Here is a 22,357-nt window from a genome sequence, read left to right as displayed (position 1 = left end):
CACCGCGTAACGTCCAGTACGGCGGTAGCCCGGTGTAGTTGCCGCGCTGCCGTCCATAGAATCCCCCGCGAGAACCCGTTCGCCACCGATGCATGATCCCGTGCAGGAATCGGTGTACGCATAGGGAGAGGAAACATGTCCGCCATCATCGACCACGCCAACGACCTCGATCACCTGCTGGCCACCGCCGTGCAGGACGACAAGCAAGCCGGTATCTTCCGCTGCCGTCGCGATATCTTCACGAACGCCGAGCTGTTCGAACTCGAGATGAAACACATCTTCGAGAGCAACTGGGTCTATCTGGCGCATGAAAGCCAGGTGCCGAACAACAACGACTACTACACGACGTGGATTGGTCGGCAGCCCGTGGTCATCACGCGCGACAAGACCGGCGAACTGAACGCGGTGATCAACGCCTGCGCCCACAAGGGCGCGATGCTGTGCCGTCGCAAGCACGGCAACAAGGGCAGCTTCACGTGCCCGTTCCACGGCTGGACCTTCTCGAACACGGGCAAGCTGCTCAAGGTGAAGGACGAGAAGACCACTGAATATCCGGTGCAGTTCAACACGCACGGCTCGCATGACCTGAAGAAGGTCGCGCGCTTCCAGAACTATCGCGGCTTCCTGTTCGGCAGCCTCAATGCGGACGTGATGCCGCTCGAAGAGTACCTGGGCGAAGCGCGCACCATCATCGACCAGATCGTCGATCAGGCGCCCAACGGCCTTGAAGTGCTGCGCGGCAATTCCTCGTATGTGTACGAGGGCAACTGGAAGATGCAGATGGAAAACGGTTGCGACGGTTATCACGTCAGCACCGTGCACTGGAATTACGCCGCGACGATGGGCCGCCGCAAGGAAGAAGGCACCAAGGCGGTCGACGCGAATAGCTGGAGCAAGTCCGTTGCGGGCGTCTACGGCTTCGAGCACGGCCACATCCTGTTGTGGACCGAGACGATGAACCCCGAAGTGCGCCCGGTCTATCAGCAGCGCGACGAAATCAAGGCGCGCGTGGGCGAAGTGGCGGCCGATTTCATCGTGAATCAAACGCGCAACCTGTGCGTCTACCCGAACGTGTTCCTGATGGACCAGTTCAGCACGCAGATTCGCGTGGTGCGTCCGATCAGCGTGGATCGCACCGAAGTGTCGATCTTCTGCTTCGCACCCAAGGGCGAGAGCGCAACGGATCGCGCGACGCGTATTCGCCAATACGAAGACTTCTTCAACGTCACGGGCATGGGCACGGCCGACGATCTGGAAGAATTCCGCGCCTGCCAGAATGGCTATGCCGGTATCACGGCAATGTGGAACGACCTCTCGCGCGGCGCGCCGCTGTGGGTGGAAGGCGCCGACGAGAACGCGAAGAAGATGGGCCTCAAGCCGCTCATCTCGGGCGAGCGTAGCGAAGACGAAGGTCTGTTCGTCTGCCAGCACGAATACTGGGTACAGGTGATGCGCGACGCGCTGAAGAAGGAACGTCAGGAGACCGTAGCATGAGCTTCGATTATCAAACCCTCTGCGCGGTGCTTTATCGCGAGGCTCGCCTGCTCGACGATCGTCAGTGGGACGAGTGGCTCAGCTGCTATACCGAGGACGTGACCTACTGGATGCCGGCGTGGGACGACGATGACCAGATCACCGACGACCACGAAAGCCAGATCTCGCTGATGTACTACCCGGATCGCGGCGGCCTGGAAGACCGCGTGTTCCGCATCAAGACCGAGCGCAGCGGCGCGTCCACGCCGGAGCCGCGCACGAGCCACAACGTCACCAACGTGGAAGTGCTGGCCACGCGCGATAACGAAGTGGACGTGCGCTACAACTTCCAGACGCTCAACCATCGTTACCGCACGACCGATTTTTTCTACGGCACGATGTTCGTCACGCTGCGCCAGGTCGAAGGTCAGTGGCTGATTTCCTATAAGAAGATCGTGCTGAAGAACGACTATATCCGGCAGGTCCTCGACGTCTACCACGTGTAAATAGCGTTCGACGTCGACAGCAACACTACAAGGCAGTTGGAGGAGGTACCCATGTCCAGTTTCAATATTGCGCTGAACTTCGAAGACGGCGTCACACGCTTCATCGAATGCAAGGCCGGCGAAAAAGTTCTCGACGCAGCGTTTCGCGCTCGCATCAATCTGCCGATGGATTGCTCGGACGGCGTGTGCGGTACGTGCAAATGCAAGGCCGAAAGCGGCCGCTACGATCTCGGCGATGACTATATCGAAGACGCGTTGAGCGAAGACGAAAAGGACGGCGGCCTCGTGCTCACGTGCCAGATGGTGCCGCAAAGCGATTGCGTGATTTCGGTGCCGGCTTCGTCGACGGTCTGCAAGACGGGGCAGAGCAAGTGCGCCGCCACTGTTGCGAAGATCGAACTGCATAACGACGCCGCCGTCGTGCTCGAACTGGACGTGCAGGCGAATGCGCCCGTGTTCCTGCCGGGCCAGTACGTCAATATCGATGTGCCTGGTAGCGGCCAGCATCGCTCGTATTCGTTTTCGTCGGCGCCCGGTGAATCGAAGCTCAGCTTCCTGATCAAGAAGATTCCCGGCGGTGTGATGAGCACGTGGCTCGAAGCCGCGAAGACAGGCGACGCGCTCGAACTGATCGGGCCGCTCGGCAGCTTCTATCTGCGCGATGTGCAGCGCCCGCTGCTGTTCCTCGCGGGCGGCACGGGTCTCGCGCCGTTCCTCTCGATGCTCGAAGTGCTCGCGCGCGCAAACTCGCAGCAATCGATTCATCTGATCTATGGCGTGACGCGCGATCTCGACCTCGTGCAAGTCGATGCAATCGAAGCCTATACCGCGAAGCTGCCGAATTTCAGCTTCAGCACCGTGGTGGCGGACGAAGCCTCGACGCATCCGCGCAAGGGCTGGGTCACGCAGCATATTCCCGCCAATGCGCTCAACGATGGCGATGTGGACGTCTATCTGTGCGGGCCGCCGCCGATGGTCGATGCGGTGCGAAAGCACTTCGACGACAACGGCGTGAAGCCCAACAGCTTCCACTACGAGAAGTTCACACCCAACGTCGTGGCGAAGGCGGCATGACCATGCAACGATTCTCAGGCAAGGTCCTGGTCGTGACCGGCGCGGCCCAGGGTATCGGGCGCGGCGTGGCGCTGCGCGCGGCCGCTGAAGGCGGCAAGGTGCTGTTCGTCGATCGGGCCGACTTCGTGAGCGAAGTGGCGGCCGAGGCGGGTGGCGATCACACCGCCGGCTTCGTCGCCGACCTCGAAACCTATGAAGGCGCGCGCGCCGCGATGGCCTTCGCAGTGGAGAAGTTCGGCGGGATCGACATTCTTATCAACGGCGTGGGTGGCGCGATCCGCATGCGTCCGTTCGCGGAGTTCGAGCCCGAGCAGATCGACGCGGAAATTCGCCGCTCGCTCATGCCCACGCTCTACACCTGCCACGCCGTGCTGCCGCATCTGCTCGCGCGCGGTGGCGGTACGATCGTCAATATCTCGTCGAACGCCACGCGCGGGATTCGCCGCGTCCCATACTCGGCGGCCAAGGGCGGCGTGAATGCGATCACGCAGTCGTTGGCGATGGAATACGCGGAGCACAATATTCGCGTGGTCGCCACTGCACCTGGCGGCACCAATGCGCCGCCGCGCCGCGTGCCGCGCAATGCCGCGGGCGACAGCGCGCAGGAACAGGCGTGGATGAGCGAGGCCGTTCATCAGGTGACCGAGTCGACTTTCTTCAAGCGCTATGGCAGCCTTGACGAGCAGGTTGCGCCGATCCTGTTCTTCGCCTCGGACGAAGCGAGCTATATCACCGGATCGGTGTTGCCAGTCGCGGGCGGCGATACGGGTTAATATCCAGTCCGTTGAGCGAGCAACAATAATAGAAAAATCAGAACGGAGACAGACATGACTGATCGCAAGGCCATCATTCCGGCGGGCATGGAAGCGGTATACGACAAGATCCGTTACGCGCCTGCCGTGAAAGCCGGCAACACCGTTTACGTGTCCGGCCAGATCGGCCGCAACGCGGCGATGCAACTGGTCGAAGGTCGCGAAGCGCAGATGGTCCAAGCGTTCGAGAATCTCGGACTGGTGCTGGAAGCGGCGGGCGCATCGTTCGCCGACGTGGTCGATCTGACGACCTTCCATACCGACATGCGCGATCTGCCCTTGTTCATGCAGGTTCGCGACCGGTATCTCCAGACCGATCCGCTGCCCGCGTGGACGGCGGTGGGCGCCCATATGCTGGGCGGTGCGCCCGGCTACATCGTGGAAATCAAGGCCGTAGCCGTCGTGCGGGACTGAGCGTCGAGGAACCCTTACGTGTCCAACACTCCCATCGCCGCCGTCCTGCCGCATCGCGCGCACGATCTGGCGCGTCTGCAAACGCTCGCGCGCAACGGCGAGCCTGATGTCACCATTACCGTCATCGGCAAATACAACCACGGCAAGAGCCGGCTGCTCAACGAATTGATCGGGCAGGACGTATTCGCCGTGGCGGACCGGCGCGAGACGGTGCAACTCGCGGATACCGTGCAGCGCAACGTGCGCTGGCTCGATGCGCCGGGTCTCGATGCGGATGTGGGCAGCGAGGACGATCGTCACGCCTTCCACGCAGCATGGCTGGAGTCGGATATTCGCCTCTTCGTGCATGCCGCGAAGGAAGGGGAGCTCGACGCGAAGGAGCGCGAACTCCTGCTCGAACTGCACGCGGACGGCGCGCGAACGCAGCGCCAGACGGTGTTCGTGCTGACGCAGATCGACCAGCTCGCCGACGATACCGAACTCGATAAAGTGCGCGAAGCGATCGTCCGGCAGGCACCGGGTGTTGTGCTCAATGCGGTTTCGGCCACGCGTCATCGCAAGGGCGTAGAGGGCGCGAAATTGCTGATGCAGGAAAGAAGCGGTATTCCTGCATTACAGGCGACGCTGGACGCAGCGCTCGGCAACGTGCCGCAAGCCCGCGCCCACGAACGTGCGTTGCTGCTTGACGAAATTCGCGCGGAATTGAATCAGTTTCGAGATCAATGCGAGGCTACGCTCGCAAGTTCGTTGCAGACGCAACTAGACCAGCGTCAGGCTTTCGATAGCGGTTTGCAAGCCGTCATCGAACAATCCGCCGTGAAGATCGAAACGATGCTCGACTCACTGGGCGAAGATCACGCCATCAAGCCCGATACGGCCAAGGACGCCTACGCGCTCACGGCGGGCAAGCTGGAGCGCGCGCATATCCAGATCGCCTATTCGCGCGCCTGCATCGAAATCGACGGCTTTCTCGCGGGCCACGGTGTCGTGGGCCTGCCGGGCGAGCAGCAAACCGCGGCGCGCAGCCTCAATTCGGTGATGATCGCGGTGCTGGGCGTCTCCGTGAAATTCCGCAAGGATCTGCGCCGGATGTTCTGCGAAGCGGCAGGGCGCACGCGTTTACAGGAGCAATTCACGCACTATTACGAATTGTCGGCGGACAGACAGGCGCTGGTCGCACAGATCGAACACACCACGGAAGCCATCGCGGCCATCGAGCGTGCTTTTGCGGCGTTGCCTGCGCTGGAGCCGCGCACATGAAAGCGGACGTGAGCGCCGAGCAGCGTTTTATCGCCGGCATTGATGCGTTTGAGTTCACAGCGCAGGATATCGAAGCGATGTTGCGCTCGCTCGACGCCTGGACCGGGCAACTGGAACGCGATCTCGAAGCGCACCGTTTGGCCTGGCCGGGATTGACGGCACATCACGCGCTGGCGCAAGAGGCCGGGGCGATCAACGCGATACTGCGCGATGGCGTCGAAGTCTGGGCGCAGCAGTGGAGCAACCGAGAAGCGGTGCGTGCGCTGGCCAACCGCTTCGACGACAAACTCCTGTTGCTGGTCTTCGGCAAATTCAACGCGGGCAAGAGTTCGTTCTGCAATCTGCTGGCCGAGCGCTTTGCGGCGCACGGCAAGTCGGTCGAATATTTCCATGTCGATGCGGGCCAACTCGTTGAAACCTCGGCGCGATTCGAGGAAGGCACGACTGAAACCACGGCGCGTTTGCAGGGTGTGCGCCTCGCCCATAACCTGGTGCTGCTAGACACGCCGGGCCTGCATTCAGTGACGCCCGAGAACGCGGCGCTCACGCAGCGCTTCACGGAAAGCGCCGATGGCGTGCTTTGGCTGACCAGCTCCGCGTCGCCGGGCCAGGTGCAGGAACTCGACCAGCTTGGGCGCGAACTGCATCGCCACAAACCGCTACTGCCGGTCGTCACCCGCAGCGACTTCTACGACGAAGACGAAATCGACGGCGAGATCCGCAAGTGCCTGTGCAACAAGACGGCAGAGAATCGCGCTGGTCAGGAAGCCGATGTCGAGCAACGTGCGAAGGACAAACTCATTGCGATGAACGTCGAAACGACGTTGCTGAGAACGCCGGTTTCGGTTTCCGCTTATATGGCGCGCGAGCAAAATCAGGGCGCTGCCGCCATGATCGACGCCGGTTTCGAGCGCCTGTACGCCGCCTTGATCGCCATGACCGAACCGGCATTGGCCTACAAGCGGCGCAAGCTTGCCGAGGTCGTGCTCCATGATCTCGAAGAGAACGTGCTGGGCCGCTTGAGCCGTGAGGCGCTGCCACGTCTTTCGCAGTGGATGGCGTCGTTAGAGAGCGCACGCGCGTCGCTTGCACAGCAGCAGGAGCAGATTGCCCATGTCGCCTGGCGCAGCGTGATTCCCACTTTGCCGACGTTACTGGAACGGCACGCGGCCGCGCGCGATGTGAGCGCGGTTCGTGCGAGCGTTGGTCAGTCCGTTAGGGAAGCGTTCGAGCGGGAGGCCAACAGGCGAATGGGCGATTACGTGTTCGAGACCGACGTCTCACTCGCCGCCATTACGCTGAACGACGATATCCACTACGAGAGCATCACGGTAGAAGCGCAAGGGCAGGTTGTGGGTATCGACTACAGCCGGCTCTACGCCGCGCTGGAAGCCGCGATCCGCACGAGCCTGGCGCGTCTCGCTAGCGACGCCGCCGCGCAGTGCCGTGCGGCGCTCGATCGACTGGCCGAACGCGCCGCATCGCTCGAAGCCGTCATCGAGCAACGCGAACGCGACCTGCACGATCTGAAGCGCGAACTGCGCCATCCCTGAGCGTCGTCAAGCCATCAGCCCTTGCTCGCGTTCGCCTCGCGATCGGTCGGCGTGAGATAGGTCATGCCGGCCTCATCGTACAGATCGTAGATGAGTTGCAGCATGCGCTGGAGGTCTTCGGATTCGTCGAGCATGCGCATACTCATGATGATCGGCGAGACCAGATTGGCGTCGTCCAGATCCTTGTAGAGGATGTCGTCGCGCTTGAGGCCATAGACGCTCTTTGGCACGATCGAAATCCCTTCGCCCGCCGCCACCAACCCGAGCGCCACCTGCAACTCACGCGTTTCCAGCACGCGGCCGGGATTGAGCGCGCGATCGTGGAAGGCCGCCAGCACCTGGTCCGCGTAGCTCGGGCGCGGCGACTTCGGGAAGATGATGAGGGTTTCGTGCAGCAGATCGTGCAGCGACAGCACCGTCTTCGCGTCGCCCAGCGCATGGCCTTGCGGCAGCGCCACGATCATGCGCTCCTCGCGCAAGACGACGCGGCGAATACTCGGATCGTCCAGACGAATGCGCCCGAAGCCCACGTCGATGCGGCCTTCCTTGAGCGCCTTGATCTGGTCCATCGTGGACATTTCATGCAGGCTCAGCTCGACCTCGGGATGCTGCTGGCGATAGCGCCGGATGATCTTCGGCAGCATGCCGTAGAGCGTCGAGCCGACGAAGCCCACCGATAAATCGCGCTCGATCTTGCCGACGCGGCGCGTCATGGATTCGAGTTCGACGGTCTGCGCGAGCAGTTGCGTGGCGTGCTGATAGAAGAAGCGCCCGGTGTCGGTGAGCTTGAGCGGGCGCGAGTTGCGCTCGAATAGCTGCACGCCGAGGATTTCCTCCAGTTGCTGGATCTGGCGGCTCAAGGGCGGCTGCGCGATGTGGAGCCGCTGCGCGGCGCGCGTGAAGCTGCGTTCTTCGGCGACCGCTACGAAATAGCGAAGATGGCGCAACTCCATGTTCCAACCTCTGGGATATTGATCGACTGTAAAAGGGCGCGAAAACCGAGTCTCATTATACCTTCCGGGCATGAAATGACGCGCTCGAAACCGGCCACTCCGTCTCGATAATAGTTGAAATTTTCAACTATTTGTCTATACTCCCGTGCGTCGCCGGTGCAAGCCGGTTTATCCGATGGGAGCGCCCGCTTGGCTTCAGGTCCGAACCCCGGCTTTCTCACCTTCAGGCTCGATCTTGCGAGCGCGCTGCTTAGCGAGCGCGCCAATGCGATCTACCGCGAGCGCTGGGGGCTCGACGTGCGCGCGTTGCGCGTGTTGCGGCTCGTCTGCTCGGAAGCGGGCATCACGCCGAAGGCGGTATCGCAGCGCTCGTTGATCGAAAAGACCTTGCTGTCCAAGACGCTTGCCGAACTCGAGGCGCGCGGCCTGATCGCGCGCGACACGCACGCGCAGGACCGCCGCAGCATCGCGCTGAGCGGCACGCCCGAAGGCGTGGACGTGGCGCAGGCATCGGCGAAAGTCGGCGCCGCGCTTGAGGGTGAACTGGCCGCCGCGTTGACGGCAGCCGAGCGCAAGACGCTTGACCGGCTGCTCGAAAAACTTTCGGACAGCTTGCTTGACGGCGCGGGTTGATCAAAGCGGATCAACCCCGCTTGATTGAACCATCGCGCCCTGTTGAATTCACGAGGAGTCATTCATGACGAGACTGATCGAAACGCTGGCGCCCGCGATCGGCGCGCTGCTGCCCGAACTCGAGGCGATTTACAAGGACTTCCATGAGCATCCCGAACTGTCGATGCAGGAATTCCGCACCGCGAAGATCGTCGCCGATTACGTGGAAAAACTCGGCTACGAAGTCACGCGCGAAGTGGGCGTGACCGGCGTGGTCGCGCTGCTGCGCAATGGCGAAGGCCCGGTCGTGATGCTGCGCGCCGACATGGATGCGCTGCCGATGGCCGAAGCCACTGGCCTGCCGTACGCGAGCAAGGTCGTGACGAAGGACGAGGACGGCGTGCAGGTGGGCGTCGCGCATAGCTGTGGACACGACATGCACGTGACCTGGCTGCTGGGCGTCGCGCGCCTGATGGCGGAACATCGTGGCGCGTGGAGCGGCACACTCATGGCCGTGTTCCAGCCCGGCGAGGAAGTGGGGCGCGGCGCGCGCAGCATGGTCGACGACGGCATGCTCACGCGCTTTCCGAAGCCCGATGTGATCCTCGGCCAGCACGTGATGGTGGGCGCGGCGGGCAGCGTGGGCTATCGCAGCGGCACGATTCTTTCGGCGGGTGACAGCCTCAAGGTGAAGCTGTTCGGACGCGGTTCGCACGGCTCGCAACCGCAGACCTCGATCGACCCCGTCATCATGGCGGCGTCCACGACGCTGCGCCTGCAAACCATCGTCTCGCGCGAGATTTCGCCGCGCGACAGCGCCGTGCTGACGATTGGCAGCCTGCAGGCGGGCACCAAGGAAAACATCATCCCCGACGACGCCACGCTCAAGCTCAACGTGCGCACCTACGACGAGGACGTGCGCGAGTACATGCTCGGCGCAATCCGTCGCATCTGCTGCGCCGAATGCACGGCCTCCAACGCGCCGCGCGAGCCGGAGTTCACGACGCTCTCCAGCTACCCGCTGACCGTCAACGACGACGCCACCACACAACGCCTGCGCACGGCCTTCGAAGCGCATTTCGGCGAGCGCGCCTACGAAGCCGAGCCTGCGGCGGCCAGCGAGGACTTCAGCGTGTTCGGGCGTGAATGGGGCGTGCCGTACGCCTTCTGGTTCATCGGCGGCACCGATGCCGAGGTGTTCGAAAAAGCCCGCGCCGCGAAGAAGATCAACGAAATTCCGAGCAATCATTCGCCGCGCTTTGCGCCGGTGATCGACCCGACGCTGCGCGCCGGTCTCGAAGCGATGCTCTGCGGCGCGGGCGCGTGGCTCGGCCAACCTGCCGCCCTGGACGAACCGATGAGCGAGGCGGCGTGAGCATGGAACTGGGCGCGCACGTCAGCGCGCATGTCAACGCCCATACCGCGTACACGGCGCTCGACCTGATCGGCACGTTCGCCTTCGCGATCTCGGGCGCCGTGGCCGCGCGCCAACGGCGCCTGGATCTGTTCGGCATCCTCGTCGTGACCTTCATGGTGGCGTGCGGCGGCGGTATCGTGCGCGATGTCTGTATCGGTGCGATTCCGCCTGCGGGCTTGTCGAACTGGGCTTATATGGCGGTCACGGTGGCCGCAGCGGTGCTGACCATCTACGCTTATCCGCAGGTGCGGCGGCTGCGCCATCCGGTGCTGTTCTTCGATGCAATCGGCCTTGGCCTGTTTGCGGTCGCGGGCGCGCAGAAGACGTGGATCTGGACCGATAGCGCCGAAACCGCGATCGTGCTCGGCATGGTGAGCGCGGTGGGCGGCGGGGTGCTGCGCGATATCCTGCTTTCGCGTGTGCCTGCGATCCTGGAGCGCGAGATTTACGCATCGGCGGCGCTCTTGGGCGCGGGGCTTCAGGTGGGGCTCACGTATATGGACTGGTCCACGTTCTGGACGCCGTGGGTCGCGACGATCGCCTGTGTGGTGCTGCGTTTGTCGTCGCTGTATTTCGGCTGGCGTCTGCCGGTGTTCCATACGCGCGAAATCAAAAAGAAAGCGCGCGCGCAGGACGAGACGGTGCAGGCCAGCCAGGATGCGCGGCACGACGCGCGCTAAGCGCGCCGGGTGCACCTCGCCGGCCACACCTCGCCGGCCGCATTAACTACCTGATTTCAGGCTTCGAAAACGATATCCGCCGTGCGTACGGCGCTAATGCGCGGGCCAAAGCTGCGCATGCTGGAGAGCGTCTGATTGTGGTGTTCGCGGATCGTGGCCGCCGTGGCGTGGTGTTTGTCGTGCGTGGTGTGCGCGTCGGCGGCGAGCGTCACCGTGAAGCCGTTGGCGGCCGAACGACGCGTGGTCGTATCGACGCAGAACTCGGTCGCGTAGCCGCAGATCACCACATGCGTGACCGCGTGTTTCGCGAGAATCTCGCCCAACTCCGTGTTCAGGTACGAGTCCGGCGTGCGCTTGCCAACGCGATAGTCGCCGGCTTGTGCATTCGCGGCATCGGCGATTGCCCAGGCCGTGCTGCCCGGTACGAGTTCTTCGTCTTCATGCTGGACGAACACCACGGGCACCTGCGCCGCGCGGGCGCGCTGCGTCAAGAGGCGAACGTTTTCGGCGAAGTTCGTCGCGTCGCCGGGCAGCGGATCGGTGGCGACGAGACCGTTCTGGAAATCGATCACGAGCAATGCAGTCGTCATAACACGTTCTCTGGGTAAAAGACGATTCTAGCCGCTCGCCTTTTCCTCGAACAACGCCAAGCCGATCAGACTCACGATCCCGCAACCCAGCACGTACCACGCGGGCGCATAGAAACTCCCCGTCGCGCGCCAGAGCGCGCCCACCGCGAGTTGCGCGAAGCCTCCGAACAGCGTCACGCCCACCGCGTAAATGATGCCGAGCGAAGTTGCGCGCACTTCGGGACGCAGCGCTTCGAGAATCATCAGAAAACCGGCGGGACTCGTGAGCGTCATCAGCCCGATCAACACGACGGCCACGATCAGCACCGTGCCTACCGTCGGCCATGCGGCAATGGCGGCGAACGCGGGAAAGAGCAGGGCGAGCGAGACGAGCGAGCCACCCACGAGCAAGGGCTTGCGACGCGGCAAGCGGTCCGCCAGCTTGCCTGCGAAGGGCGAACCGACGAGCAGCACCACGCCCGCCGCGCAGCCGCTCGCCGATGCGGCGGCCGTCGGCATATGCAGCGTGAGCGCGAGGAACGCGGGCAGAAAGAACACGATGGTGTACATCGTGCCCGTGCCGCCGATTACCAGCATCGTGCCCGCCACGATCACGCGCAGCGGCAGCTTGCGGCGCACGGGCGCGGCTTGTCTCTCGCCGGGCGCGGCAACGGGCAGCGTATCGTCAAGGGTCGAGCGCAGGTAAAAGCCCAGCGGGCCGATGGCCAGACCAATCAGGAACGGCACGCGCCAGCCCCACGTAATCAGCTGCGCGTGCGAAAGCGATTTCGACAGCAGCAGCGCGATCAGCGCGCCCGCGAGCGCAGCGCCGCCCTGGCTCGCCATCTGCCAGCTCACCAGCGCGCCGCGCCGGCCTTCGCGGCCCGCTTCCATCAGCAGCGTGGTGGCCGCGCCCACTTCGCCGCCCGCCGAAAAACCTTGCAGCAGACGCCCGAGCACGATCAGCGCGGGCGCAGCGAGGCCAATCTGCGCATAGGTGGGCGCGAGACCGATCAAGCCGGTGCCCAGCGCCATCAACAGCACCGTGAGGATGAGCGCGGGCTTGCGGCCCGCGCGATCTGCGTACGCGCCGATCATCACGCCGCCGAGCGGCCGCACGACGAAGCCCACGCCAAAGGTCGCGAGCGACATCATCAGTGAAGAGAGGGCATCGTGCGCCGGAAAGAACAACTGGCCGATGAGCGCCGAAAAGAAGCTGTAGACGGTGAAGTCGAAGAACTCCAGACCGTTGCCGAGCGCGGCGGCCAGCACCATCGTGCGGTTGTTGCGCGTGCGCGGGGTTCCGTGCGCGGCTGCGCGTTCGTGTACGACATTCATGCGGATGCCTCGATTTCCATAAAGCCGGGTGGTGCGCTATTGCGCTCGCGCAGCGGCAGGCCAGATCAAAGCCGCGTGCCGCTGCGGATGCTGCCTCAAAAGCTTACTGACTGCCCTTGAGCCCTTCGTCGTCGCGAATGATGATCTTGCTCGTGACCGAGCGCACACCGCTCACGCCTTGCGCGACGGACGTGGCCAGCGCGATCTGGCTTTCGTTGGCGACCACGCCCGAGAGCGTGACCACGCCGTCACGCGCGCGCACGCGAATGAAGCTCGATTTCAGCCCTTGCTTGCGTGCGGCCTTGAGTGCGTGACGCACGTTGACGGCGAGCGCCCGATCCGCGCCCGACGAAGCCGCGACGGGCGGCGTGGCCTGCTGGGCGCCTGGCGTGGCGCTGGCTTCGCTGCCGCCTTGCGCGTACACGTTCAGGCCTGCGTTCATGCAGAGCGCGGCGGCGGCCACGCGCAGCGCGATACGCCGATTCAGGGTGATGCTCATGGTGTCTCTCCTCTGTCGATGTTTTCGATGATGTCGATGCGCGTGGATCAGAACTTGTGGTACATGCCCACGAGCACGAGGTGCGGCGACTGATACATTTCCGTGCCCGTGCTGCCGGTGTAGCTGTTGTTGATGTTGTCGACGGTCGGCTGCTGCGACGGGTAGCGGCCGTAGGTCGGCGTCGTGCCCGTGTTGTGGATCACCGCGCCGCGCACATAGAGGGCCGTGCGCTTCGAGAGGTCGTAGTCGTAGCCGAGCGTGAGGCCATACGAATGGCTGCCCGTGCCGGCCACGTCGCGATACGCCACTTCGACGCGGAAGTCATTGCGCTGCTGATAGCGATAGAGTCCGCCGAGCGTGTAGAGCGAGGCCACGCGGTCGCCTTCCAGACGCGGCGCGAGGAAGCTGTAGCCCGCCGAGAGCACATAATGCCCCGCATCGTAAAGCAGGCCAGCCGCGAAGTTATCGGTGCGTACGTACTGCGAAGTAGTGAGCGCATTCAGCCCATAGTTGCCCAGATAGCTCAGCGTGCCGAACAGATGGCCGTCGAAGTAGTTCAGCGCGACGGAGCGCGTCACGATGGTGGGCGCGCTCGAGCTGTTGTCGTGCAGCGCCAGGGCCACCTGCGCGTTGAGCGGCCCGAACCACGGCGACGAGTAGCTGATGGCGTTCGACAGACGGCTCGCCTCGAAGCTCGCGCCCGGACCGAGATCGTAGACCCACGCCGTCATATAGGCGACGGTGGAAACCGTGCCCACCTGGCCGAACACGTCGATGAAGAGCGGCACGCCCACATCGTCCTGCAAGCCGAGCTTCAGTTCGCCGGTCTTCTGCGAACCGATGCTCACCCACGCCTCGCGGTTAAAGAGCGTGTTCGCGGTGCCCAACTGGCCGTTCGCGGCATTGAAGCCGTTTTCGAGGTCGAAGCGCACGCGATAGCCGCCGCCCAGATCCTCGACGCCATAGAGGCCGATCTTCGAGGTCCATTCCCCGCCGCTTTGCTGCACGAACGCCGTCTGCGCGCCCTTGGTGAAACCGATTGACTGGTCCACCGCGCCATAGAGGCGCACGCCCGGCGAATAGGCGCCGGTGGTCGCGTAGGGCACGCCCTGGAAATAGTCTTCGAGGAACAGGTTCGAAGCCTGCGCGTGTGCGCCGAGCGAGGCGCCGCTCATGACGGTTGCGCAGGCAACGAGTCGCGCCGCGCGTGCAATACGCGTGGGCACGGATGCGGATTCCCCGTCGCTTGGGAGGTGTGGCGTGATGCTGCTTGCTGACATTTATAGGCTCTTTAGGTGGGTCAGAAACTGCGGGGAAAGCGGCGCGCGCGGGGGCGAGAAGTGGGTGCGCGGCGCCGTCGTCAATGCGCCCCTGTGGCGCGGCATCCCTGTCTCGTCAGGACGCCACGCGTCCAGGCGTGGGGCAGGGGGCGTTCAGCCGTGGCGCAGATAGCGCTCGACGAGCGCAACGAACCACGCCGCGCCATAGGGCAGCGCGTCGTCGTTGAAGTCATAGCCGGGGTTGTGGACCGAGCAACCGCCCACGCTGCCCACGCCATTGCCGAGCAGCACGTAGCAGCCAGGCAGCTTCTCGGTCATCCAGGAGAAGTCCTCGCTGCCCATCACGGCGTCGGGCATCATCGTGAGGCCGGTTTTGCCGACCAGCGATTCGATCGCCTCGATCGCCAGCTCCGTGGCGTGGCGATCGTTAATGAGCGGGCGCGAGATGGCCTGATACTCGACCGTCGCAGTCGCGCCATACGATTGCGCCTGGCGTTCCGCGATGCTGCGAATGCGCGACTCCAGCAGATTGCGTGTCTCGCTGTCGAGTGCACGCACGGAGAGTTGCAGCGTGGCGCTTTCGGGAATCACGTTGCCGGCCTTGCCCGCGTGGATCGCGCCCACCGTCACCACGGCGGCGCGGGTAGGTTCCACATTGCGCGCCACAATGCTTTGCAGCGCCATCACGATGCTTGCGGACGCAACTATCGGGTCGCAGCCCAGTTGCGGCATCGCGCCGTGCGCGCCGCGTCCGGTCACCGTGATCGTCACGGTATCGGACGACGCCAGCATGCAGCCGTGGCGCACCGCGAAATGTCCCACGGGCAGACCCGGCGCGTTGTGCAGCGCGAACACCTGGTCGCACGGAAAGCGCTCGAACAGGCCGTCGGCGATCATGCGCGACGCGCCGCCCAGGCCCTCTTCGGCGGGCTGGAAAATCACGTTGAGGGTGCCGTCGAATTCGGCTTCGGTCGCCAGATGATGGGCGGCGGCCAGCAGCGTGGCGGTGTGGCCGTCGTGGCCGCAGGCGTGCATGGTCTGCGCGACCGTGCTCGCGTAGGGCAGGCCGGTGCTTTCCTGGATTGGCAGCGCGTCCATGTCGGCGCGCAGGCCGATCGCGCGCTCCGACGTGCCGCGCCGGATGCGCCCGACCACCCCCGTGCCGCCGATCCCCGTGGTCACTTCATAGCCCCATTGCGCGAGTTGGCCGGCGACGAGCGTGGAGGTGCGCGTCTCGGCGAAACCCAGTTCGGGATGGGCGTGGATGTCGTGGCGAATCTGCACGAAGGGCGCGCGGCGCTCGCGCAGGGTCTCGACGAGGGCGGCGCGCCCGGCGTCGGTCGGGGTGGAACGGTTGGGCGAGGCGGCGTTCGGAATGGCGTTGGCTTGCGTCATGTCTGGGTTCTCTTGGCTGGCCGCGCGTTTTGCGGCGGCCTCTGGATCCACAGACTAAGGACGATCGGTCAAAATAAAAAAGCAAAAATCCGTATGTCGATAACCACTGGTAATATCCACCGCATCATGAAAATTCATCAACTGCGCGCGCTGGTTGAAATCGCCGCCACCGGCAGCATCAACGGCGCGGCGCGCCGGCTGCATGTGACCCAGCCCGCCGTCACCAAAGCGGTGCGCGATCTGGAGGACGAATGCGGGGTGCGCCTGCTGGAGCGCAACCCGTGGGGCGTGGTGCCGACCGCCGAAGGCGCGGCCTTGCTCCAGCGCGCCCGCACCGTGGTGCGCGAACTGGAGCGCGCGGAGGAAGATCTCGCGCAACTCAAGGGGCAGCGCACCGGCAAGCTCGTGATCGGCGTGACGCCGATTGCGGGCACGGCGGGCCTCGCCGAAGCGTTCGGCAATTTCCGCCGCCACTGGCCGCAGGTCACGGTCGAATTTCGCGAACTCGGCTTCAACCAGTTGCGCGAGAACCTGAGCAACCGCACGCTCGACCTCGCGTTCGCAGCCTTTCCGACCAGCCCCGGCGACGATACCGGCACGATCCGCCCGCTCTTCGCCTTCGATTCCGTGTTCGTGACGCGCGCCAACGGCGCCTTTGCGCAGGCGACCTCGCTCGCACAGGTCCAGGACGCCGAGTGGATCCATACCGACGTCACCGACGCCTATCCCACCAATATTCGCGCGATGTTCGAGCGCGAGGGCCTCGCGCCGCCCCAGCGCATCACGCGCTGCACCTCGTACGGCTTGCTCTACGGCCTCGCGCTCAACAACGACGCCGTGTTCGCCTGGACGCGCCACACGCTGGAGACGGCGGAACTCGGCCGTGCGTTCGTCGAACTGGATCTGCCGGTGCGGCCGCCCACCTTGCGGCTCTATCTGTTCTCGCCGCCCGAGGCGCAGATCACCAAACCGGCCGAGTATTTCGTCGATTGCATTCTTTCGGTGGCCGCCGAGCGCGCCCGTAGCGGCGTGGGCGGAACGGTCTTAACCGGCAGTTGATCCCCCACAACTGAAGTCACTGGTTCCGGCCATTTCGCGCGGCTATCGTTGCTGGCACAACGAAAGCAGCCCATGCGAAGGAACCGCCCATGACGACCGCCGTGCCCGCCGCCTCCCGATCCGCCGCCGCGCCGCTGGCCGCCAGCCGCGCGCGCCAGGCGATCGTCCTTGTCGCGCTGTTCGTGGCCTGGGCCGTCGCCTACACCGACCGCATCGTGATCGGCACGGCGATCATTCCGATCTCGCACGAACTGGGGCTTTCGGACGCCGCCAAGGGCTACGTGCTCGGCGCGTTCTACGCCACCTACGCGTTGATGCAACTGGGCGGCGGCGCGCTCGCCGACCGCTTCGGCGCGCGCCGCGTGCTGGTGGGCTGCCTCGCGCTCTGGTCGATTTTCACGGCGCTCACCGGCGCGGCCTGGTCGCTCGGCTCGCTGCTGGCGTTCCGGCTGTTGTTCGGCGTGGGCGAGGGCAGTTTCGCGCCCGCCAGTTCGACGGCCATCGTGCAGACTTTTCCGGCGCGGGTGCGCGCCCGCGTCCAGGCGCTCATGTGCAGCACCGTGTTTCTTGGTAGCGCGGCGGGGGCGGCTACGGTTGGCTGGACGATCGCGCGCTTCGGCTGGCGTCAGACTTTCGTGATGCTCGGCGCGCTCGGGGCAGTGGTGGCGCTCGCTCTGTTGGTGGTGCCGGGGCGTAAGGACATCGTGCACGACGATGCCGCCGCGCTGGAAGGCCGCCCGCGCTGGCGCGACATCGCGCGCGAGCCCTTGATCTGGCGCGTCGCGCTGACCTGGTTCGGCTGCTGTGTGCTCGCGCTCGGCCTCCAGGCCTGGTTGCCCACCTGGCTGATGCGCACGCGCGGTATCGATCTGCTGCATATCGGCTTTATTTCGGCGATCCCGCTGCTGGTGAGCTTCATCGGCACCAATGTCGCCGGTCACGCGATCGACCGTCTGCCCGCCGCGCGGCTCAAATACCTGCTCGCGGGCGGCGCGCTGGCGAGTGCGGCGTTCGCCGCCGCCATGCCCTTCGTCGCTTCGCTGGCTGCGCTGATCGCTTGCTGGACGCTCTGCATGCTCGCGTTCGACGTGGTCTATGCGAGTGTGTTCGCGATTCCGCTCAAGCACTTTCCGGCCAGCGTGGCCGGGCGCACCACAGGGCTCATCAACTTCGCCGGGCAACTGGCGGGCGCGATCTCGCCGGTCGTGGTGGGCGCGCTGGTCGGCCATGCGAGTGGTGGCTGGGCGACGGCGTTCGCGTTCCTCACGGGCGGCGCGCTGATCGCCTTCGTGGCCGCACTCGGATGCCGTTTCCAGTCACGCGCCAGCACGCTGGGCCACTGATTTCATTCGTTTTTTTCTGCAGCTTTCTTTCCGCATCGAGTCCTGCCATGAAATGCTTCGTCGCCGGTCTGCTCACCGAGACCAATGCCTTCGTCAACCTGCCCACGAGCCTCGAGATGTTCATGCGCGGCCACATTCCGCCCGGCGCCTGCCCGGACGGCGAGACGCCCACCGTCGGCGCGGAACTGCTCTGGGCTGCCAGGCGCCGCGCCGCCAAAGGCGAGTTCGAGCTGATCGAAGGCAGTTGTTTTCGCGCCACGCCCGCGGGCATCACGAGCCGCGAAGCCTACGAGACGATGCGCGAGCGGATTCTCGACGAACTGCGCGCCGCGCTGCCCGTCGATGCGGTGATGCTTGGCTTGCACGGCGGCATGATCGCTCACGGTTATCCCGACCCGGAAGGCGACCTGATCGCCCATGTGCGGGCACTGGCGGGCAAGGACTGCGTGATCGGCGTGGAGTTCGACCCGCACTGCATCGTCAACGACACGCGCCTGAACGCCAGCGACGTGATCGTGCTTTACAAGGAGTACCCGCACACCGATATGGTCGAACAGGCCGAGCGCGTGATCGACCTCGTCACGGCGATGGTGAAGGGCATGGCGCGCCCGCGCGCCTCGCTGTTCGACTGCCGCCAGATCGACTCCTATCCGACTACAGCGCCGGCGATGCGGGCACTCGTCGACCGGGCGAAGGCGATCGAGGCGGACCCGGATTCGGGCATCGTGTCGATTTCGATCGTCCACGGTTTCATCTACGGCGACACGCCCGACCTGAGCACGCGCGTGCTGGTCTACGCCCATGACAAGGCGCGCGGCGAGTCCGTCGCGCGCGAGTTGGGCGAGGCGCTCGTGGCGCTGCGCGGGCAGACGGCTTCGCCGTTGCTCTCAATCGACGCGGCCATCGACGCGGGTCTTGCCCCAACGGACGACGCAGCGAAACCCGGCCCCGTCGTGATCGCCGACCCCACCGACAATTCGGGCGGCGGCGCGCCCTCCGACAACACCGATGTGCTCGCCCGACTGATCGCGCGCGGCGTGCAGAACGTCGCGACTGGCCCGCTCTGGGACCCGGGCGCGGTGCAACTGTGCTTCGACGCGGGTCTGGGCGCGGTGCTGCCGCTGCGTATCGGCGGCAAGGTTGCGCCCACTTCGGGCCAGCCGATCGATGGCGTGGTCGAGGTGATCGGCCTCAAGCGCGGCGCCTGGCAGCGCTTCGGCCCGAGCCGCGTGGAGTGCGGCGACGCCGCCGCGATCCGGCTGGGCGGTATCGAGATCGTGCTCACGACGCAGCGCGCTCAGGCCTTCAGCCTCGAAGCGTTCGAGCAGGTGGGCATCGATCCGCGCGCGAAGCGCATGGTGTTCGTGAAGTCGGTCAATCACTTCCACGCGCATTTCGCGCCGATCGCGAGCCGCGTGCTTTACGTGGATGGCCTTGGCCCGCTCCAGCGCGACTATTCGAAAGTGGCTTACCAGAACGTGCGCCGTCCGCTCTGGCCGGTCGATGCCGAGGCCGCGCCCGCGCTGATCCGCTGAATGAGGCAATGAACGCGGCTGCCTCGATGGCGTAGGGCCGAAAGGGCGTTTATGGCAGACTGGCGGCCCGCATTCTTCTGTCCTTCGCCACCCGCACAGCGCCTATGAAACAGCATCAGCTCCATGCCTTCCTGGCGCTCGCGGCGGGCGGCAGTCTCACGCGGGCCGCCGCGAGCCTGAATCGCACCACGGCTGCCATTTCGAAATCGATCCGCGAACTCGAAGGCGAATTCGAAGTGCAGCTTTTCGAGCGCACGCCGCACGGCATGTCGCTCTCCGCGGCGGGGCGCGCATTTCTGCCACGCGCCCAGGCCGTGGTCGCCGAGATGACGCGCGCGCACGAGGAACTCGGCGCGTTGCGCGGCCAGCACGGCGGCCATCTGCGCATCGGTCTCACGCCCGCGGTGTCGGTGCTGATTGCGCCGGATCTGGTGGCGGGCTATATGGCGCGCCATCCCTCGGTGCAGGTCGAACTCTACGAGTATCAGCGCGAGCAGATGCTCCACCGCCTCGACGACGGCACCCTCGACGTGGCCTTGCACGCGGTCCCGTCGTTCTCCGAAACGCTACCCGATAGCCGCTCCCAACTCGTGTTCGAGACGACGTTCGCGCTCGTCACCGCGCGCGACGGACGCTACGCCCAGGCCACTTCGCTCGACGAACTGCACGAGGCGCGCTGGATCTACACCGATCCGAGCGGCGCGCAACAGCGTTACGTGGAAGCCGTATTCGAGCGGGCAGGCCTGGCCGCGCCCGCCAGCACGCTGATGTGCGCGGCCTCCGTGCCCGGCATCGCGCTCGCCGTAAAGATGGAAGCGGTGATGCTGGTCGCGCGGCCCATCGTCGAAACGCGGCGCGAACTGGTGGAACTGGCGTGCTTTCCTGATCCTCCCGCGCTGCGCGTGTGGTGCACCGTGCGCCACGCGGCCACGGCGCCCACGCAGGTGAGCGCTTTTCTTGAGGAAGCGCAGCGCTGGCAGAAGGACACGCAGATGCGAAACACCCAGCGCGCTGAAAGAAAAATGTAAGACCAGGGCGCTCACCCAGAATAACGACGCGCACGCGACGACCCAGCGTCGCGCGCTTACGACACCGTGTTCTTCGGGTTTTGCCCGATTGCGCAAAGTTGGATGCACATTTTGTCGCAGGCTGCTATAGTCCGGCCCCGCTGCGACCAGCCAGAAAGCACCATTCCAGATGACGCGCTATATTTTTCAGGCGTCATGTGTTTTCGGCGGTCCGCATCGAAAAAATGCGTTGCCGCCGGGCACAGCGCGGAGCACCCCAGCGGAGCGGGATTTATCGCCCCGTTCATCGGACCGCGAGCGCCATGCGCGCAACAGGACCACGCACGTGGCGCCTGGTGGCCCGGCCGGCACGGACAACGAAAGAAGAATCCACCTGGGAGCTGACGTGAAAAATCAACTGGGCGCTATCGTCCTGCTCGCAGCCAGCACGGCTGCCTCGGCGCAATCGAGCGTGACACTGTACGGCCGCGTCGACGGCGGTATCGAATATCTGAATCACATTGCCAATGGCAACGGCGGCACCTCCAGCCGCTGGAGCGCGGAAGGCGGCGACTGGGGCACCAGCATGCTCGGCATGAAGGGCACCGAGGATCTGGGCGGCGGCACCACCGCGCTGTTCGACCTCGAAACTGCGCTGCAGATCATGAATGGCACTTCGGGCGGCGGCAAGCTGTTCTCGCGCCGCGCCTATGTCGGCCTGAAGAACGACACGTGGGGCCAACTGCAGGCCGGCCGCAATCTCTTCATCGACAGCGACGGCGTGTGGGAATTCGACCCGTTCGTGCAGCAGGCCGTGTCGTCGGCTTCGCTCGTGCGCGGTCGCAACTGGCAGCAGACGAGCAACAACGTCGAGTACCACAGCCCCGTGTGGCACGGCCTCGACGTGCAAGGCCAGTACGCCTTCGGCAATCAGACCTCGGGCTTCAACAATGGCGCGGACGGCGACTTCGGCCGCTCCGACGGCATCATGCTGACCTACCACTCGTCGCTCTTCGACGTGCGCGGCATCTACGACGAACTGCGCGATTCGAACGGTCGCTTCTCCAATATCTTCTCGTCGTCGCGCGAGTACTTCGTGGGCGGCAACCTGCGCATGGACAAGTGGAAGTTCCAGGCGGCCTACACGCACTATGCGGCACCCGATTCGCCCGTGGGCGTGGCGGACAGCGCCGACCACTACTGGCTCGGCGCGACCTACCAGGCGACACCGCGCTGGGCCGTCACGGCCGCCGGTTTCTACATCCACGTGGGCGAGGGCAGCGGCGACGTTTCGCACGATCCGGGCAGCCACGCCATGCTCTACGCGCTCGGCACCACCTATAACCTGAGCAAGCGCACCTTCCTGTACGGCACGGTCGCTTACGTGGACAACAGCAAGAACGGCAACTTCTCGGTATTCGCGACGTCGCGCGACTCCAGCTCGCCCACCAGCCCGAACGTGGGCCAGGGACAGACCGGCGCGTACGTCGGGATGATGCACGTTTTCTAAAGCGGATAAAGCTTCTAAAGCGCTTCTCGAGCAACAGGTTTTTTCGCGGAGATTTTCCGCATTGCCGG

21 protein-coding genes are annotated in these 22,357 nt (G+C 64.8%); 15 read left to right on the top strand and 6 right to left on the bottom strand.

Annotated elements, in window-relative coordinates; all coding sequences use genetic code 11:
* Window positions 1–135: 135 nt before the first annotated feature.
* From U5782_RS29075 to U5782_RS29045, 7 genes are read left to right on the top strand one after another with little or no spacing between them, the layout of a single operon-like run.
* Window positions 136–1,494 (top strand): Rieske 2Fe-2S domain-containing protein, encoded by a 1,359-nt coding sequence (locus tag U5782_RS29075; RefSeq protein WP_322047315.1) that lies wholly within the window; start codon window positions 136–138, stop codon window positions 1,492–1,494.
* Window positions 1,491–1,979: a benzoate 1,2-dioxygenase small subunit gene (gene benB, locus U5782_RS29070; protein ID WP_322047314.1), complete on the top strand. Its 489-nt coding sequence runs from the start codon at window positions 1,491–1,493 to the stop codon at window positions 1,977–1,979. Before U5782_RS29075 ends, benB begins: the two co-directional genes overlap by 4 nt.
* Before the next feature lie 51 nt (window positions 1,980–2,030).
* The gene (gene benC / locus U5782_RS29065) at window positions 2,031–3,053 is read left to right on the top strand and encodes a benzoate 1,2-dioxygenase electron transfer component BenC (protein ID WP_322047313.1); all 1,023 of its coding nucleotides are present in this window, start codon (window positions 2,031–2,033) and stop codon (window positions 3,051–3,053) included.
* Window positions 3,050–3,826, top strand: a complete 777-nt coding sequence (gene benD, locus U5782_RS29060; RefSeq protein WP_322047312.1) for a benzoate diol dehydrogenase BenD — start codon at window positions 3,050–3,052, stop codon at window positions 3,824–3,826. The genes benC and benD overlap by 4 nt, the downstream gene beginning before the upstream one ends.
* A 54-nt stretch (window positions 3,827–3,880) precedes the next feature.
* Window positions 3,881–4,279 (top strand): RidA family protein, encoded by a 399-nt coding sequence (locus tag U5782_RS29055; RefSeq protein WP_322047311.1) that lies wholly within the window; start codon window positions 3,881–3,883, stop codon window positions 4,277–4,279.
* A gap of 18 nt (window positions 4,280–4,297) precedes the next feature.
* A complete protein-coding gene (locus U5782_RS29050; RefSeq protein WP_322047310.1) occupies window positions 4,298–5,539 on the top strand; it encodes a GTPase in 1,242 nt (413 codons plus the stop codon).
* The gene (locus U5782_RS29045; protein WP_322047309.1) at window positions 5,536–7,092 is read left to right on the top strand and encodes a dynamin family protein; all 1,557 of its coding nucleotides are present in this window, start codon (window positions 5,536–5,538) and stop codon (window positions 7,090–7,092) included. The genes U5782_RS29050 and U5782_RS29045 overlap by 4 nt, the downstream gene beginning before the upstream one ends.
* Window positions 7,093–7,106: 14 nt before the next feature.
* Here the strand turns inward: U5782_RS29045 and U5782_RS29040 are convergent, their stop codons facing one another.
* Window positions 7,107–8,045, bottom strand: a complete 939-nt coding sequence (locus tag U5782_RS29040; protein WP_322047308.1) for a LysR family transcriptional regulator — start codon at window positions 8,043–8,045, stop codon at window positions 7,107–7,109.
* A gap of 189 nt (window positions 8,046–8,234) precedes the next feature.
* Here U5782_RS29040 and U5782_RS29035 point away from each other — a divergent pair, with 189 nt between their 5' ends.
* The 3 genes from U5782_RS29035 to U5782_RS29025 all read left to right on the top strand — a co-directional run bounded on the left by U5782_RS29035 (window position 8,235) and on the right by U5782_RS29025 (window position 10,754).
* Window positions 8,235–8,678 (top strand): MarR family transcriptional regulator, encoded by a 444-nt coding sequence (locus U5782_RS29035; protein WP_322047307.1) that lies wholly within the window; start codon window positions 8,235–8,237, stop codon window positions 8,676–8,678.
* A 64-nt stretch (window positions 8,679–8,742) separates the two neighbouring features.
* A complete protein-coding gene (locus U5782_RS29030; RefSeq protein ID WP_322047306.1) occupies window positions 8,743–10,032 on the top strand; it encodes a M20 family metallopeptidase in 1,290 nt (429 codons plus the stop codon).
* A gap of 2 nt (window positions 10,033–10,034) precedes the next feature.
* Entirely contained in the window at window positions 10,035–10,754 is a 720-nt protein-coding gene (locus tag U5782_RS29025) for a trimeric intracellular cation channel family protein (protein ID WP_322047322.1), read from the top strand.
* 56 nt (window positions 10,755–10,810) lie between these two features.
* Here U5782_RS29025 and U5782_RS29020 read toward each other — a convergent pair whose 3' ends face one another.
* The 5 genes from U5782_RS29020 to U5782_RS29000 form a co-directional block, all read right to left on the bottom strand.
* Window positions 10,811–11,344: an isochorismatase family protein gene (locus tag U5782_RS29020; protein WP_322047305.1), complete on the bottom strand. Its 534-nt coding sequence runs from the start codon at window positions 11,342–11,344 to the stop codon at window positions 10,811–10,813.
* Between the two features lie 27 nt (window positions 11,345–11,371).
* Window positions 11,372–12,661 (bottom strand): MFS transporter, encoded by a 1,290-nt coding sequence (locus U5782_RS29015; protein WP_322047304.1) that lies wholly within the window; start codon window positions 12,659–12,661, stop codon window positions 11,372–11,374.
* Window positions 12,662–12,764: 103 nt separating this feature from the next.
* Window positions 12,765–13,160 (bottom strand): BON domain-containing protein, encoded by a 396-nt coding sequence (locus U5782_RS29010; protein WP_322047303.1) that lies wholly within the window; start codon window positions 13,158–13,160, stop codon window positions 12,765–12,767.
* A gap of 47 nt (window positions 13,161–13,207) precedes the next feature.
* Window positions 13,208–14,386, bottom strand: coding sequence for a porin (locus tag U5782_RS29005; RefSeq protein ID WP_322047302.1), 1,179 nt, complete (start codon window positions 14,384–14,386; stop codon window positions 13,208–13,210).
* Between the two features lie 207 nt (window positions 14,387–14,593).
* Entirely contained in the window at window positions 14,594–15,835 is a 1,242-nt protein-coding gene (locus U5782_RS29000; RefSeq protein WP_322047301.1) for a M20 aminoacylase family protein, read from the bottom strand.
* A 126-nt stretch (window positions 15,836–15,961) separates the two neighbouring features.
* Between U5782_RS29000 and U5782_RS28995 the strand changes: the two genes are divergently transcribed.
* The 5 genes from U5782_RS28995 to U5782_RS28975 all read left to right on the top strand — a co-directional run bounded on the left by U5782_RS28995 (window position 15,962) and on the right by U5782_RS28975 (window position 22,289).
* Window positions 15,962–16,894 carry a LysR family transcriptional regulator gene (locus U5782_RS28995; RefSeq protein WP_322047300.1) on the top strand — a complete coding sequence of 311 codons (933 nt, stop codon included), beginning with the start codon at window positions 15,962–15,964 and terminating at the stop codon, window positions 16,892–16,894.
* A gap of 89 nt (window positions 16,895–16,983) precedes the next feature.
* Entirely contained in the window at window positions 16,984–18,237 is a 1,254-nt protein-coding gene (locus U5782_RS28990) for an MFS transporter (protein WP_322047299.1), read from the top strand.
* Window positions 18,238–18,284: 47 nt separating this feature from the next.
* Entirely contained in the window at window positions 18,285–19,772 is a 1,488-nt protein-coding gene (locus U5782_RS28985) for a M81 family metallopeptidase (protein ID WP_322047298.1), read from the top strand.
* A 104-nt stretch (window positions 19,773–19,876) separates the two neighbouring features.
* Complete coding sequence (locus U5782_RS28980; RefSeq protein WP_322047297.1) at window positions 19,877–20,800, top strand: LysR family transcriptional regulator; 924 nt, start codon at window positions 19,877–19,879, stop codon at window positions 20,798–20,800.
* Window positions 20,801–21,185: 385 nt separating this feature from the next.
* Complete coding sequence (locus U5782_RS28975; protein ID WP_322047296.1) at window positions 21,186–22,289, top strand: porin; 1,104 nt, start codon at window positions 21,186–21,188, stop codon at window positions 22,287–22,289.
* The last annotated feature ends 68 nt before the right edge of the window (window positions 22,290–22,357 follow it).

The sequence above is a fragment of the Paraburkholderia sp. J67 genome (assembly GCF_905220265.1).
Lineage (GTDB): Bacteria > Pseudomonadota > Gammaproteobacteria > Burkholderiales > Burkholderiaceae > Paraburkholderia.
The sequence above is the reverse complement of the archived record's forward strand: the minus strand, read 5'-3'. Positions and strand labels throughout refer to the sequence as shown.

Coding starts and splice junctions, on each gene's coding strand:
- U5782_RS29075 (WP_322047315.1), top strand. CDS start 136: ATGTCCGCCATCATCGACCACGCCAACGACCTCGATCACCTGCTGGCC.
- benB (WP_322047314.1), top strand. CDS start 1,491: ATGAGCTTCGATTATCAAACCCTCTGCGCGGTGCTTTATCGCGAGGCT.
- benC (WP_322047313.1), top strand. CDS start 2,031: ATGTCCAGTTTCAATATTGCGCTGAACTTCGAAGACGGCGTCACACGC.
- benD (WP_322047312.1), top strand. CDS start 3,050: ATGACCATGCAACGATTCTCAGGCAAGGTCCTGGTCGTGACCGGCGCG.
- U5782_RS29055 (WP_322047311.1), top strand. CDS start 3,881: ATGACTGATCGCAAGGCCATCATTCCGGCGGGCATGGAAGCGGTATAC.
- U5782_RS29045 (WP_322047309.1), top strand. CDS start 5,536: ATGAAAGCGGACGTGAGCGCCGAGCAGCGTTTTATCGCCGGCATTGAT.
- U5782_RS29040 (WP_322047308.1), bottom strand. CDS start 8,045: ATGGAGTTGCGCCATCTTCGCTATTTCGTAGCGGTCGCCGAAGAACGC.
- U5782_RS29030 (WP_322047306.1), top strand. CDS start 8,743: ATGACGAGACTGATCGAAACGCTGGCGCCCGCGATCGGCGCGCTGCTG.
- U5782_RS29025 (WP_322047322.1), top strand. CDS start 10,035: ATGGAACTGGGCGCGCACGTCAGCGCGCATGTCAACGCCCATACCGCG.
- U5782_RS29020 (WP_322047305.1), bottom strand. CDS start 11,344: ATGACGACTGCATTGCTCGTGATCGATTTCCAGAACGGTCTCGTCGCC.
- U5782_RS29015 (WP_322047304.1), bottom strand. CDS start 12,661: ATGAATGTCGTACACGAACGCGCAGCCGCGCACGGAACCCCGCGCACG.
- U5782_RS29010 (WP_322047303.1), bottom strand. CDS start 13,160: ATGAGCATCACCCTGAATCGGCGTATCGCGCTGCGCGTGGCCGCCGCC.
- U5782_RS29000 (WP_322047301.1), bottom strand. CDS start 15,835: ATGACGCAAGCCAACGCCATTCCGAACGCCGCCTCGCCCAACCGTTCC.
- U5782_RS28995 (WP_322047300.1), top strand. CDS start 15,962: ATGAAAATTCATCAACTGCGCGCGCTGGTTGAAATCGCCGCCACCGGC.
- U5782_RS28990 (WP_322047299.1), top strand. CDS start 16,984: ATGACGACCGCCGTGCCCGCCGCCTCCCGATCCGCCGCCGCGCCGCTG.
- U5782_RS28985 (WP_322047298.1), top strand. CDS start 18,285: ATGAAATGCTTCGTCGCCGGTCTGCTCACCGAGACCAATGCCTTCGTC.
- U5782_RS28980 (WP_322047297.1), top strand. CDS start 19,877: ATGAAACAGCATCAGCTCCATGCCTTCCTGGCGCTCGCGGCGGGCGGC.